This is a genomic window from Mycobacterium sp. NGS26 (assembly GCF_059813025.1).
Genome location: NZ_JCALDU010000006.1, coordinates 182,598 through 195,379, shown reverse-complemented (window position 1 = coordinate 195,379; position 12,782 = coordinate 182,598). Strand labels below are relative to the sequence as shown.

Sequence of the window (12,782 nt, the reverse complement as noted above, 5' to 3'; positions counted from 1 at the left end):
CGTCGCGCATCCGGCGGCGGCCGCAGATGCGCGACCATCGCCTCGACCTGCTTGCGGTCGAGCACGACGATGGACCCGTCCGGGAGACCGAGGATCCGGTCCGTCGCGATGCCGTGCAGCTTGAGGCGCGTCACCGCGTCGTCGATCGCCTTGCGTCGCGATTTCGCGTCGGGCGCGTCGAGCACCTTGACGAGCTTCGTCTGCATGGTCGCGGCGAAACCCTGAATCATGGCGCCGACACCCTCGGGATCGAAGGTGTCGAACACCCCGTCGTTCACCCCCTGGGTGATGACCTCGGTGAGGACCGGCCGGAACAGGTCCTCCCAGATCGTGGTGATTCTTCTGAACAGGGCCTGGTTTTCGGGCTTCAGCAGTGCCGTCATCGCCGCGATCTGTTCGGGGGCACCCATGGCCATCTTGACCCGGTAGCTCGCCGCAAGCCCGGCGTTGAGGCGTTCCAGCGCGTTCTTGCCGGGCGCGGCGAAGACCGGGCGCAACGCCTCGAATGCCTGCGCGGCGCTGCGTTGGGCAAGCGCGGTGACGAGTGCCTCCTTGGACGGAAAGTAGTGGTAGAAAGCGCCTTTCGAGGTGCCCGATGCGGCGAGCAGGTCGTTGAGGCTGACGTTCTCGTAACCGCGTTCGAGGAACAGCGACAGCGCCAGGTCGAGCACCTCAGCCTGCCGGACGTCCTTGCGTTTGACGACGCGTGCCATCGCGATGGCGGGTCAGTTCGCCTTCTTCACCCACCCCACGTACGTCAGATACAGACCGCACAGCGCGAGCAACCCGAATCCGGCCCGCACGACGCCGACGCTGGAGCCCGATGTCTGGGTGGCGGATTGGGCCGCATCGGTGACCAGTTGCGGCGCGGCGAGCAACGCGAAACCGCGCAGCAGCAGGAACCAGCCGAACAGCGAGATGATCACGGCGGCGGCGCTGCGCCAATACTGGTGGAACGCGACGACGAACAGGCCGCAGAAGAACAGCAGGGCGCCCAGCACCCACGGCCACATCGGATCTTTCGAGAAGCTGGACAGCTGATTCCCGACGCTGCCGGCCCTGACCGCGACGATCGCGGGAACGACGGCGATGAACGGTCCGAGCACGCGCGCGAACGAACGGGTGCGCTGCGAGCGATCGATGACGGGTGTGCTCATGGGGCGGCTCCTTTTTAGACCAGTGGTCTAAAGTTTAGACCGATGGTCTAAAGATTGTCGATTTTTATCGCCAACCCCCGTCGGAGTTCGCCCCGCCGCGACGACGATAGGGGTGTGAGCGCCGCAGCGGACGACCGATCCGATCATCCGCTGCTGGCGCTGTACGACGAGGCGTTGCCGGTGGTGTACGGGTACTTCGTCCGGCGCTGCGCCGACACCGGCGCGGCGGAGGACCTGACGTCGGAGACCTTCCTGGCGGCCATGGACGCCGCCCGCAGGGGCGATACGCCGACGATCTCGGTCCCGTGGCTGCTCGGCGTGGCACGGCACAAGCTGGCGGACCACTACCGGCGCGGTGCGCGCCGGGCGACCGTGCCCGTCGCCGAGCCGCCGGAACCCGACGCCGCCGGCGCCGACGACTGGGACGCCGAGCTGGATCGCATGATCGCCGAGGCCGTGCTGGCCCGGTTGGCCGAGCCCCACCGCACGGTGCTCGTGCTGCGGTACATGGACGACTGCTCGGTTCCCGAGTGCGCCGAGCTGATCGGCCGCACCGTCCACGCCACCGAAGCGCTCCTGGTCCGGGCCCGGCGCGCCTTCAAACAGCACTATCCGGAAGGAGGCACCTCGTGAGTCGGCATGACCGATCGGACCCACTGAGCGTGCTGCGCGCCGATGACCTTCCGGTGCAACCCGATCCGGTGTTCGCGGTCCGGCTGCGCCGCCGGCTGCAATCCGCGCTGTCCCTACCGGAAGGAGTCGTCATGAGCGGCACCGCCAGTGCCATCTCCGAGTTGACCGAACCGCCTGCAGCCCAGCGGGATCCACGCCCGGCCGCGCTGCCCTACCTGAGTGTGGCGAATGCGCGGGCCGCGATCGCCTGGTACACCGACGCTTTCGGCGCGGCGGTGGTCGGTGAACCGATCGTGATGGACGACGGGCGAATCGGTCACGCCGAGCTGGCGATCGCGAACGGCGTGCTGTACCTGGCCGACGAGTATCCCGAGCTCGGGCTCAAAGCGCCTGCGCCCGGCTCGGTTTCGGTCAGCCTGATGCTGCACGTCGACGACACCGACGCGGCGCTGCGCAAGGCGCGCGGACACGGCGCCACCGTGCAGCGCGAGGTCTACGAGAGCCATGGATCGCGCAACGCCACCGTCATCGACCCGTTCGGCCACCGCTGGATGCTGTCCGGCCCGACGGGCGCACCGGCCGACGTCATCCGGCACGGCGACATCGGCTACGTCTCGGTGTGGGTCCCCGACGCCGACCGCGCGGCCGCCTTCTACGGTCACGTGCTGGGTTGGGCATACGATCCGGCGACCCACCGGGTCACGAATGCCGAACTGCCGACCGGGATTTCGGCCAGCACCGAACCGCCCACCCTGTTCTGCTGCTATGCCGTCGACGACGTGCGGGCTGCTCGTGCGGCGATAGCCGGGGCCGGCGGAGTCCCGGGTGAAATCCGGCACACCGATTACGGCACCGTGCTGGACGCCACCGACCCGCAGGGAATGGCGTTCGCGGTGTACGAGCCGGCGGCCCGGCAAAAGCGCCCGGCGCTCAACGGATCCGGGCCCGGCGAGCTGTCGTATGTCACCTACCAGGTGCCCGACTCCGCGAGCTTCCGCGATTTCTACGGCCGGGTGCTGGGATGGACGTTCGAACCCGGCCGCGTCGGCGACGGCTGGCAGGTGGTGGGGCCACACCCGATGGCCGGGGCCGCCGGGGGCAGCCGGCACCCGGCCACGGTGCCGATGTGGACCGTCGCGGACATCGACGCGGCCGTCGCCCGGGTCGCCGAGGCGGGCGGCACCGTGCTGGCCGAACCGGCGCGCCAGCCGTATGGCGTCTCCGCCGAATGCGCGGACGATCAGGGCGCGCGCTTTTACCTGGGCCAGCTTTAGGCGGGGTTCAGCATCTCCGAGATGGGTGTGGCGTCGGCGATCTTGCGGCGGACCTTCATCACCTTGCCGGGCATCCCGCCGCCCACCACGCCGACCATCACCCCGGCGCGCTCGTAGTAGGCCAGGAACTTGCGGCCGTCGTCCTCGACCAGGTGCACGATGTCGGTGGCCTCGGGTTCGCCCAGACACTGGATCTTGATGTCGTATTGGTCGCTCCAAAAGTACGGCACGACCACGGCCGACGGCACGTCCTGGCCCAGCATCGCCGGCACCACCACCCGGGCCTGGTCGGCGACGTTGCTCCAATGTTCCACGCGCGCTTGGTGTCCCGTCGTATCGCGCCACGACGCGACGTCACCCAGCGCCCACACCCTGGGCGCGCTGGTGCGTCCGGCCTCGTCGCAGATGACCCCGTTGTCGACCTCGACGCCGCTGCCCTCGAGCCAGTCGGTGGCCGGTCGCGACCCGATGCCGACCACCACCAGGTCGGCGGGCAGTTCGGTGCCGTCGGTGAGCACCACGGTGTCGACGTGGCCGTCGCCGCGGACCTCGGCCACGCTGACACCGAGACGGACGTCGACGCCCTCGCCGCGGTGCAGCCGCGCCACCAGCTCGCCGATCTGCTCGCCGAGCACGGACGCCAGCGGCGTCGGCTGCGGCTCCACCAACACGACCTCGACGCCCAGGGTGCGCAGGCTGGCCGCGACCTCGCAGCCGATGAAGCCGGCACCGACCACCACGGCCCGCCGCGCCTGCGACGCGTGCTGGCGCAGCGCCATGCTCTCGTCGAAAGACCGCAGCACCCGGATGCCCTCGAGATCCGGGAAGGCCGGGATGCGCCGCGGCACCAGGCCCGTGGCGATGACGAGCTCGTCGTAGCCGAGTTTCGTCCCGTCGTCGAGGGTCAGGGTCTGCGCGGCGGTGTCGAGACGGGTGGCGGCCGAGCCCAGTCGCAGCGTGATGTCGTTCTCGTCGTACCAGTCACGCGGTTTGAGTGCGACGTCGTCGACCTCCTTGCGCAGCACTTCCTTGGACAACGGCGGGCGATCGTAGGGCAGATGCACCTCGTCGCTGACGATGGTGATGCGACCGGAGTACTCGGATCGACGCAGTTGCTCCGCCGTCCGGGCGGCGGCGAGACCGCCGCCGACGATCACGATGCCCTTTTCAGAGCCCTTTTCAGTCACGTGGTGTTCTTACCACGGTCGGCGGTCAGTACTTCAAGGCGCCCTTGTCGACGGGGATCTGGGTGCCCGACAGGGTGCCCGAGCCGTCGCCGGCGAGCCACACCACGACGTCGGATACCTCGTCGGACGTCATGAAACCCTTGTACTGCAACGGCATTGGCGGGAAGCTGTGCACGAAGCGGGGATGCTTGGCGAATATTTCGGTCATCGCCTCCGGCTCGATCATCGGGGTGTCGACCGAGTAGGGGTGGATGGAGTTGACCCGGATGTGGTATTCGCCGAGCTCGATCGCCAGGGTGTTGGTCAGCGCGGTCAGCCCGTGCTTGCTGGCCGCGTAATGGCCGTTGCCGGGCGTCGCCTTGATGCCCGCCGAGCTGCTGACGACGATGATGGAACCGCCGTTGCCGGCCTCGATCATCGCCGGGATCGCGGCGCGCAGGGTGCGCCAGGTCCCGGTCAGGTTGATCCCGATGACCGTGTCCCACTGCTCATCGGTGAGTTCCCAGACCCTGCCCCAGCCCAGCACGCCGGCGTTGGCGACCAGAATGTCGAGGCGGCCGAATTGTTCGACCCCGTCGGCCACCAACTGCCGCAGCGCGGCGTCGTCGCGGATGTCCGCCTCGCGGGCCAGCACCTTGCGCCCCTCGGCTTCCACCAGGCGGACCGTCTCGGTCAGGTCCTCGGGGGTGGCCGGCGTGTAGGTCAGGGTGTCCGACGCCGGCGCGCAGATGTCGAGCGCGATGATGTCGGCGCCCTCGCGGGCGAGCCGCACCGCATGCGACCGCCCCTGGGCGCGGGCGGCGCCGGTGACGAACGCCACCCGGCCTTGCAGTGATCCAACCCGTTCAGTCACCAGGACAGGCTAGCAGTGAAACTGGAACGTGTTCTAACTCGCCGGGGGTTCAGATTTCGGAGATGATCTGGGCCCGCCGGGTGTTGTACTCCTGGTCGTTCAGCGCGCCGGTGGCCCGCAGCTTGTCGAGCTCGGAGAGCCGGTCGGCGATCGAAGCGTGCGGCGGTGGCGGAGGAGCCGGCGCGCCCGCCCCCGCGGGCTGTGGCTGCTGTTCGGCCGCCCGGCGCACCACGGCCTGGATCTGCTGGCGCAACACCGGGTTCGACCGGATGTCGACCATCCGGTTGAGCGGCACGTTGTTGGCCTTGAGGATCTGCAGGATCTCCATCAGCGGACCGGCCTGCCCGCTCAGGTCGTAGGTCCTGTTGTCTTCGGCCAGGGTGAATTGCGCGGGCACCAGCCCGTTGACCAAAGCGCTTCGCTCCCAGTCGATTCGGTATTCCTGGGTGGTCGGGTTGACCAACACCACGACTTTGCGGGCGTTCAGGTTGCCGAGCCGGGTGACGTTGGCGGTCACCCGGTCTTCGCTGTCGAACGGCAGGAACCCGGGCCCCGAGATGTGCAGCTGCAGCTTGACGACCTGCTGATTGTTGACCCACATTCCCGTCTCGGTGACCCCGGTGATCTGGGCGAGCGCCAACACCCCGTTCTGCTCGAGCTCGGCGTTCTTGGCCGACGATTTGGCGCCGTAGTTGGCCAACGCCAGCGCCACCAGCACGTCGGCGACGGTGATGAGCAGACCGACGTAAAACATCCAGCTCAGTAGGTCTTTGAACCCCAGCGTGAAGTAGACGATCAAGAAGATCGGCCCAACCAGGCCGCCACACAGCAAAACCAACAACTGGGCCTTCAGGTAGCGCGCAAACACCCGTCTCTCCTCGCCTTGCTGGGAACCCGTGTCAGATTAGCGCCCGCGGTCCCCCCGCGAGCGTCATACGTGCAAACCGGTGTCCGGGTGTGTCACGCCGGCGCATTGTGCGCCGGCTGCCCCGTGAAGGACCCCGCTGCCCCCGCCGCCGGGGAGATGACGCGTTTCGCCGGGACGGCCGCGGTGGCCGCCGCCGACGCCGCCAGCGGTGTCGGCATCGCGGACGCGGGAGACATGCCCTGCGTTTCGGCTTCCGGTGCGGCGGCGGGCTGGGTGCTGTGCACGAGCGTCGCCTGCGTAGTGGCGTGAGCTTCGGGCTGCACCGCCGCCACCGGCGTCGCGGCGGGTGCCAGCGGCCCCGTTGCGGCCGGGCCCGCCGCTCCCATCGCCGCCAGCGGCGCACCGGCCGCCGGGCTCGCCGCCGCCGGCGCGGGAGTCGCCGCCGCGGCGGCCAGCGGCGCGGCCGGCGCCACGGTCGCCGACCCGCCCGTCAGGCCGGCCGTCGCCGCCGCCGGCACCGCGGCCGCCATCGAACCCGCCGGGGCCGCCGACCCCACCGCGCCTTGGCTGACGGCCTGCAGGGGCGCGGTGTTCACGGCCTCGGTCGCGGCGTACTCGGCCGCACCGCCGTTCATGAGCTGCACAAACTGCTGATGAAACAGCGCCGCCTGCGCGCTGAGCTGCTGATACATCTGGGAGTGCGTGCCGAACAAGGCCGCGATGCCCAGCGAGACCTCGTCGGCGCCCGGGGGCAGCACGCTCGACGTCGGGCCCAGCGCGGCCGAGTTTGCTGAGCTGATCGAGGAGCCGATGCCGGCCAGGTCAGATGCCGCGGCCGCCACGTAGGCGGGCGTCGCGTTCACGTACGACATCTGCACCCTCCGACCAGGCCATGGCGGTCAAATGATCGCCCGGCCGCCAATCGCAGACTGGACAATCCAAATCGTAGGACTTGACCGGGCTTTTTGCGACTTTTTCGCAAGCTTCGTTCCGCGCCGGGACGCGCAAAGCCCGGACCGCCGACAAACGACAACCCGGGCTTTGCGGAACCGGACTACTTGATGATCTTGGTGACCCGGCCGGCGCCGACGGTGCGGCCACCCTCGCGGATCGCGAATCGCAGGCCCTCGTCCATGGCGACGGGCTGGATCAGCTTCACCGAGATGTTGGTGTTGTCGCCGGGCATCACCATCTCCGTGCCCTCCGGCAGCGTCACCACACCGGTCACGTCGGTGGTGCGGAAGTAGAACTGCGGACGGTAGTTGTTGAAGAACGGCGTGTGCCGGCCACCCTCGTCCTTGGACAGGATGTAGACCTGGCCCTCGAACTCGGTGTGCGGCGTGGTGGTGCCGGGCTTCGTCACGACCTGGCCGCGCTCGACGTCCTCGCGCTTGACACCGCGCAGCAGCAGCCCGACATTGTCGCCGGCCTGGCCCTGGTCGAGCAGCTTGCGGAACATCTCAACGCCGGTGACGGTCGTCTTGGTGGTTGACGGCCGGATGCCGACGATCTCGACCTCCTCGTTCACGTTGATGACGCCGCGCTCCACCCGACCGGTGACCACGGTGCCGCGGCCGGTGATGGTGAAGACGTCCTCGACGGGCATCAGGAACGGCTTGTCGGTCTCGCGGACGGGGTCCGGGATCGACTCGTCGACCGCGGCCATCAGCTCCTCGACCGAGGCGACCCACTTCTCGTCGCCCTCGAGCGCCTTCAGCGCCGAGACCCGGATCACCGGGGCCTCCTCGTCGAACTCCTGGGCGGCCAGCAGCTCGCGAACCTCCATCTCGACGAGCTCGAGCAGCTCCTCGTCGTCGACGGCGTCCGCCTTGTTCAGGGCCACCAGGATGTAGGGCACCCCGACCTGGCGGGCCAGCAGCACGTGCTCACGCGTCTGCGGCATGGGGCCGTCGGTCGCGGCCACCACCAGGATCGCGCCGTCCATCTGGGCCGCTCCGGTGATCATGTTCTTGATGTAGTCGGCGTGCCCGGGGGCGTCGACGTGGGCGTAGTGCCGCTTGTCGGTCTGGTACTCGACGTGCGCGATGTTGATCGTGATGCCGCGCTGACGCTCCTCGGGAGCGTTGTCGATCTGATCGAACGCCTTCGACTCGTTCAGGTCCGGAAACTTGTCATGCAGGACCTTGGTGATAGCCGCGGTCAGTGTGGTCTTGCCGTGGTCAACGTGACCGATGGTCCCGATGTTGACGTGGGGCTTGGTCCGCTGGAACTTCGCCTTCGCCACTTTTGTGTCCTCCGACTTGTTTGGTGCTTGTTAAGCAGTGTTGATGTTTTCCAGTTGTGCCGCGGTGACCGCGTCAGCTTACTCGTAACGTTCCGACTACTCGCCCGTCGCCTTCGCAATGATCTCCTTCGACACCTGCGCCGGAACCTCGGCGTAGCTGTCGAACACCATGGAGTAGTTCGCCCGGCCTTGAGTCTTGGACCTCAGGTCGCCGACGTAGCCGAACATCTCGGACAGCGGCACGTGCGCCCGAACGACGCGCGCACCGGCCCGCTCCTCCATGGCCTGGATCTGGCCACGGCGGGAGTTCAAATCGCCGATCACGTCACCCATGTAGTCCTCGGGTGTGGTCACTTCGACCGCCATGATCGGCTCGAGGATCACCGGCTGCGCTTGCGCCGCAGCCTTTTTCAGCACCTGGGAACCCGCGATCTTGAACGCCATCTCCGAGGAGTCGACCTCGTGGTAGGCGCCGTCGAGCAGGGTGACCTTCAGGTTCACCAGCGGGTAACCGGCCAGCACGCCATACTGCATGGCGTCCTGCGCGCCGGCATCGACCGACGGGATGTACTCCCGCGGGATGCGGCCACCGGTGACCTTGTTCTCGAACTCGTAGGTCGCACCGTCCTCGCCGGTGAACGGCTCGAGGTTGATGATGACCTTCGCGAACTGGCCCGAGCCACCCGTCTGCTTCTTGTGGGTGTACTCGACGTTCTGCACGACCCGCTTGATGGTCTCCTTGTAGGCCACCTGGGGCTTGCCCACGTTGGCCTCGACCTTGAACTCGCGGCGCATGCGGTCCACCAGGATGTCCAGGTGCAGCTCGCCCATGCCGCCGATCACGGTCTGGCCGGTCTCGGAATCCAGATGCACCTTGAAGGTCGGGTCCTCCTCGGCGAGCTTCTGGATCGACAGGGAAAGCTTCTCCTGGTCGCTCTTGGTCTTGGGCTCGATGGCGACCTCGATGACCGGGGCGGGGAAGGTCATCGACTCCAGCACGACCTGGTGGGTCGGGTCGCTCAGGGTGTCACCGGTGGTGGTGTCCTTGAGCCCGATCACCGCGTAGATGTGGCCCGCTGAGGCGCGCTCGACGGGGTTCTCCTTGTTGGAGTGCATCTGGAACAGCTTGCCCAGCCGCTCCTTCTTGCCCTTGGTGGCGTTGATGACCTGGCTGCCCGACTCGACGGTGCCCGAGTACACCCGGATGTAGGTCAACTTGCCGAAGAACGGGTGCGTCGCAATCTTGAACGCCAACGCCGCGAAGGGCTCGTCGGTGGACGCGTGGCGCACGACCTCCTCGTCCTCCTTGCCCGGCGGGTGCCCGACGGCCGGCGGCACGTCCAGCGGCGAGGGCAGGTAGTCGACGACGGCGTCGAGCATGGGCTGCACGCCCTTGTTCTTGAACGCGCTGCCGCACAGCACCGGGTAGATCTCCGAGGCGATGGTCAGCTTGCGAATCGCCGCCTTGATCTCGTCGACGGTGATCTCCTCGCCGCCGACGTACTTCTCCAGCAGGTCCTCGTCGGTCTCGGCGACGACCTCGAGCAGCTTGGTCCGGTACTCCTCGGCCTTTTCCGCCAGCTCGGCCGGGATCTCGACGGTGTCGTAGGTCTCGCCGAGCTTCGTCTCACCGCGCCACACCTTGGCATTCATCTCGACCAGGTCGACGACGCCCTCGAACTCGCTCTCCGAGCCGATGGGCAGCTGGATCGGCACCGCGTTGGCGCCGAGCCGCTCCTCCATCGTGCGCACCGAGAAGTAGAAGTCCGCGCCGATCTTGTCCATCTTGTTGACGAAGCAGATGCGGGGGACGTCGTACTTGTCGGCCTGCCGCCAGACCTGCTCGGACTGCGGTTCGACACCCTCCTTGCCGTCGAACACGGCGACGGCGCCGTCGAGCACGCGCAGGTTGCGCTCCACCTCGACGGTGAAGTCGACGTGTCCCGGGGTGTCGATGATGTTGAGCTGGTTGTCTTTCCAGAACGTCGTCGTGGCCGCGGAGGTGATGGTGATCCCGCGTTCCTGCTCCTGCTCCATCCAGTCCATGGTGGCGGCGCCGTCATGGACCTCACCGATCTTGTAGTTGATGCCGGTGTAGTACAGGATCCGCTCGGTGGTCGTCGTTTTGCCGGCATCGATGTGCGCCATGATGCCGAAGTTGCGGACCTTGCTCAGGTCGGTCAGCACGTCCTTCTGTGCCACAGAAGTCTTCCCACTCTTTCTACGTTGCTCAGTTACTTCGCTGTCGGTTTTGCGCCCGGCCGGCCACTCTGCCGGCGGCTATCACCAGCGATAGTGCGCGAAGGCGCGGTTTGCCTCGGCCATCTTGTGGGTGTCCTCACGCCGCTTGACGGAGGCCCCGAGGCCGTTGCTGGCATCCAGGATCTCGTTTGCCAGCCGCTCGATCATGGTCTTCTCCCGGCGTTGCCGCGAGAAGCTGACGAGCCAGCGCAGTGCCAGCGTGGTCGACCGGTCCGGCCGCACCTCGACGGGCACCTGGTAGGTCGCACCACCGACGCGGCGGCTGCGCACCTCCAGGGCCGGCTTGACGTTGTCCAGGGCCCGCTTGAGGGTGATGACGGGATCGGTGCCGGTCTTGTCGCGGGCATGCTCGAGCGCCCCATAAACAATGCGCTCGGCCAGCGATTTCTTCCCCTTCAGCAAAACCTTGTTCACCAGCTGGGTGACCAGCTGCGACCCATAAACGGGGTCGTTGACCAGCGGACGCTTGGGCGCGGGCCCCTTGCGCGGCATCAGCTCTTCTCCTTCTTGGCGCCGTAACGGCTGCGGGCCTGCTTGCGGTTCTTGACGCCCTGGGTGTCGAGCGAACCGCGGATGATCTTGTACCGCACGCCGGGCAGGTCCTTGACTCGGCCGCCGCGCACCAGCACCATCGAATGCTCCTGCAGGTTGTGGCCCTCGCCGGGGATGTAGGCGGTGACCTCGACCTGGCTCGTCAGCTTCACGCGCGCGACCTTGCGAAGCGCCGAGTTCGGCTTCTTCGGGGTGGTGGTGTACACGCGGGTGCATACGCCACGGCGCTGGGGGCTGCCCTTCAGGGCCGCGGTCTTGACCTTGCCGATCTTGTCCCGACGACCCTTGCGGACCAGCTGCTGAATGGTTGGCATCTACCGGCTTTCTGTGTTCGGCGTCTCGCTAACGGTGTTCAAGTCTTTGTACTGCGGTTTTGCCCCGCCTTGGAGTAGTCTCCGTACCCCGCGGCCGGGTGTGTCGCACGCGCTCAGCGTCGGATTCATCCGTTGCTTCGTGGACATGCGAATTCGCCCGGCATCCACTTCCTTACGTCAGGCGCCGTAAGCCGCCAGGCACGAGCAACCACAATACCCGCCGCTGGTCTGGCAGGTCAAAGCGGCCCTAGGCCCACCTAGGCCGGGTTCGCGCTGTTGTGCGCGGTCCGCCGTTCCAGGCCCGCCGCGAGCCGCAGCACCATGTCGGAGAACAGCGCATCCGTGTCGATGTCGTCCATCACGCCGGTCATCTCCAGCAGCACGAAGCCGTGCAGCGCGGACCAGAACTCGAGCGCCGCGTAGAACGCCTCGTCACCGTCCAGGCCGTAGGAGGACAGCACCGCGATGACGGGCGCGGCCGCGTTGCGGGTGGCGGCGGTGTACTCGGGGTCGTCGCCGCCCAGCGGCATCCGGGTGAACGCCGAGTAGCGCCCCGGGTGGTGGTGGGCGTAGCTGCGGTAGGCACCGGCCATGACCAGCACCGCGTCGTCGCGAGCCCGGCCCTCGCCGACCCGGTTCAGCATCGTGATGATGTCGTCGATGACCCGGATGCGCACCGCCCGCCGCAGGTCCTCCAGGCTGTCCACGTGGTTGTACAGCGACGGCCCCTTGGTCCCCAGCTGCGTGGCCAGCGCGTTGATGGTCAGCGAGTCCCAGCCCTCCCGGTCCAGGAAGGTCAGCGCGCCGTCGACGATGCCCTCCCGGCTCAGCTTGGCCGGGCGCGCCGCCGACCGCCCGGCGCGTTGTCGCGCGCCGGCTGACGGCGGTTCGGGCTGAGCTGTCATGACTAATGACTCTAGTTGACGTCGGCGGGAAAAAGCTCCGACGGATCCGGGGTGGCGCCCCGTCGATGGGGGAGAAAAAAGTCTGCCATCGCGCAGGCAAATACACGTACGCTCAGTCCAGCAGATACCCGCCGAAGCGAAGGGGGCCCGCAGTGAAATGGACAACCATCGCGGGATCGCTTGCAACCTGTGTCATCGCGACGAGCGCAGCACTCGCCGGCCCGCAGCCCGCGGCGCAGGCCAAGAACGGCGACACCCACGTCATCGGGCAGGGGCTCGAGCAGACGCTGGATTGCAACGACGCCACCCTGATCGTCAACGGCACGAGTAACACCGTCAACGCGTTGGGCAACTGTTGGGCCGTGACGGTGATGGGCTCGGGCAACACCGTCATCGCCGACTCGGTGACCCACGACATCACCGTCTACGGCTATAACCAGACCGTGTTCTATCACAACGGCGCGCCGATCCTCTGGGACCGCGGCCGCGAACTGGGCATGACGAACCGGCTTCAGCAAGTGCCCGCCTGAGA

At 67.6% G+C, this 12,782-nt stretch carries 13 protein-coding genes and 1 pseudogene; 3 read left to right on the top strand and 11 right to left on the bottom strand.

Translation table 11 applies throughout. The features are described from left to right. Positions 1–23 precede the first annotated feature (23 nt). Together AC5Y6X_RS20080 and AC5Y6X_RS20075 are read right to left on the bottom strand one after the other, a co-directional pair. Positions 24–713, bottom strand: a pseudogene (locus tag AC5Y6X_RS20080) (TetR/AcrR family transcriptional regulator); the annotation flags it as partial. Between the two features lie 12 nt (positions 714–725). Then, positions 726–1,157 (bottom strand): hypothetical protein, encoded by a 432-nt coding sequence (locus AC5Y6X_RS20075; protein WP_324679816.1) that lies wholly within the window; start codon positions 1,155–1,157, stop codon positions 726–728. Between the two features lie 114 nt (positions 1,158–1,271). On the opposite strand from AC5Y6X_RS20075, the gene AC5Y6X_RS20070 reads away from it, so the two are divergent. Further along, positions 1,272–1,790, top strand: a complete 519-nt coding sequence (locus AC5Y6X_RS20070) for an RNA polymerase sigma factor (protein ID WP_324679814.1) — start codon at positions 1,272–1,274, stop codon at positions 1,788–1,790. After that, positions 1,787–3,064, top strand: a complete 1,278-nt coding sequence (locus AC5Y6X_RS20065; RefSeq protein WP_499988655.1) for a VOC family protein — start codon at positions 1,787–1,789, stop codon at positions 3,062–3,064. The genes AC5Y6X_RS20070 and AC5Y6X_RS20065 overlap by 4 nt, the downstream gene beginning before the upstream one ends. Here AC5Y6X_RS20065 and AC5Y6X_RS20060 read toward each other — a convergent pair. The 9 genes from AC5Y6X_RS20060 to AC5Y6X_RS20020 all read right to left on the bottom strand — a co-directional run bounded on the left by AC5Y6X_RS20060 (position 3,061) and on the right by AC5Y6X_RS20020 (position 12,250). Further along, complete coding sequence (locus AC5Y6X_RS20060) at positions 3,061–4,251, bottom strand: FAD-dependent oxidoreductase (RefSeq protein ID WP_324679810.1); 1,191 nt, start codon at positions 4,249–4,251, stop codon at positions 3,061–3,063. The genes AC5Y6X_RS20065 and AC5Y6X_RS20060 overlap by 4 nt on opposite strands. 25 nt (positions 4,252–4,276) lie before the next feature. Then, positions 4,277–5,104, bottom strand: coding sequence for a mycofactocin-coupled SDR family oxidoreductase (locus tag AC5Y6X_RS20055; protein ID WP_324679808.1), 828 nt, complete (start codon positions 5,102–5,104; stop codon positions 4,277–4,279). 49 nt (positions 5,105–5,153) lie between these two features. Beyond that, entirely contained in the window at positions 5,154–5,972 is an 819-nt protein-coding gene (locus AC5Y6X_RS20050) for an SHOCT domain-containing protein (RefSeq protein WP_324679806.1), read from the bottom strand. Between the two features lie 92 nt (positions 5,973–6,064). Beyond that, positions 6,065–6,844, bottom strand: a complete 780-nt coding sequence (locus AC5Y6X_RS20045) for a PE family protein (protein WP_499988653.1) — start codon at positions 6,842–6,844, stop codon at positions 6,065–6,067. A 182-nt stretch (positions 6,845–7,026) separates the two neighbouring features. After that, positions 7,027–8,217: an elongation factor Tu gene (gene tuf, locus AC5Y6X_RS20040; RefSeq protein WP_324680979.1), complete on the bottom strand. Its 1,191-nt coding sequence runs from the start codon at positions 8,215–8,217 to the stop codon at positions 7,027–7,029. 96 nt (positions 8,218–8,313) lie between these two features. Further along, complete coding sequence (gene fusA / locus AC5Y6X_RS20035) at positions 8,314–10,419, bottom strand: elongation factor G (RefSeq protein WP_499988651.1); 2,106 nt, start codon at positions 10,417–10,419, stop codon at positions 8,314–8,316. An 81-nt stretch (positions 10,420–10,500) separates the two neighbouring features. Then, positions 10,501–10,971, bottom strand: coding sequence for a 30S ribosomal protein S7 (rpsG, locus tag AC5Y6X_RS20030; protein ID WP_076061467.1), 471 nt, complete (start codon positions 10,969–10,971; stop codon positions 10,501–10,503). Continuing rightward, the gene (gene rpsL / locus AC5Y6X_RS20025; RefSeq protein WP_003879423.1) at positions 10,971–11,345 is read right to left on the bottom strand and encodes a 30S ribosomal protein S12; all 375 of its coding nucleotides are present in this window, start codon (positions 11,343–11,345) and stop codon (positions 10,971–10,973) included. The genes rpsG and rpsL overlap by 1 nt, the downstream gene beginning before the upstream one ends. A 257-nt stretch (positions 11,346–11,602) precedes the next feature. After that, positions 11,603–12,250, bottom strand: a complete 648-nt coding sequence (locus AC5Y6X_RS20020; RefSeq protein WP_324680981.1) for a TetR/AcrR family transcriptional regulator — start codon at positions 12,248–12,250, stop codon at positions 11,603–11,605. A gap of 152 nt (positions 12,251–12,402) precedes the next feature. Here AC5Y6X_RS20020 and AC5Y6X_RS20015 point away from each other — a divergent pair, with 152 nt between their 5' ends. Continuing rightward, positions 12,403–12,780: a DUF3060 domain-containing protein gene (locus AC5Y6X_RS20015; RefSeq protein WP_324680982.1), complete on the top strand. Its 378-nt coding sequence runs from the start codon at positions 12,403–12,405 to the stop codon at positions 12,778–12,780. Positions 12,781–12,782: the final 2 nt, after the last annotated feature.

Bases quoted from the DNA above. Each gene is read 5' to 3' on its own strand.
- rpsL (WP_003879423.1), bottom strand. From the start codon at position 11,345: ATGCCAACCATTCAGCAGCTGGTCCGCAAGGGTCGTCGGGACAAGATC.
- rpsG (WP_076061467.1), bottom strand. From the start codon at position 10,971: ATGCCGCGCAAGGGGCCCGCGCCCAAGCGTCCGCTGGTCAACGACCCC.
- AC5Y6X_RS20020 (WP_324680981.1), bottom strand. From the start codon at position 12,250: ATGACAGCTCAGCCCGAACCGCCGTCAGCCGGCGCGCGACAACGCGCC.
- AC5Y6X_RS20045 (WP_499988653.1), bottom strand. From the start codon at position 6,844: ATGTCGTACGTGAACGCGACGCCCGCCTACGTGGCGGCCGCGGCATCT.
- AC5Y6X_RS20075 (WP_324679816.1), bottom strand. From the start codon at position 1,157: ATGAGCACACCCGTCATCGATCGCTCGCAGCGCACCCGTTCGTTCGCG.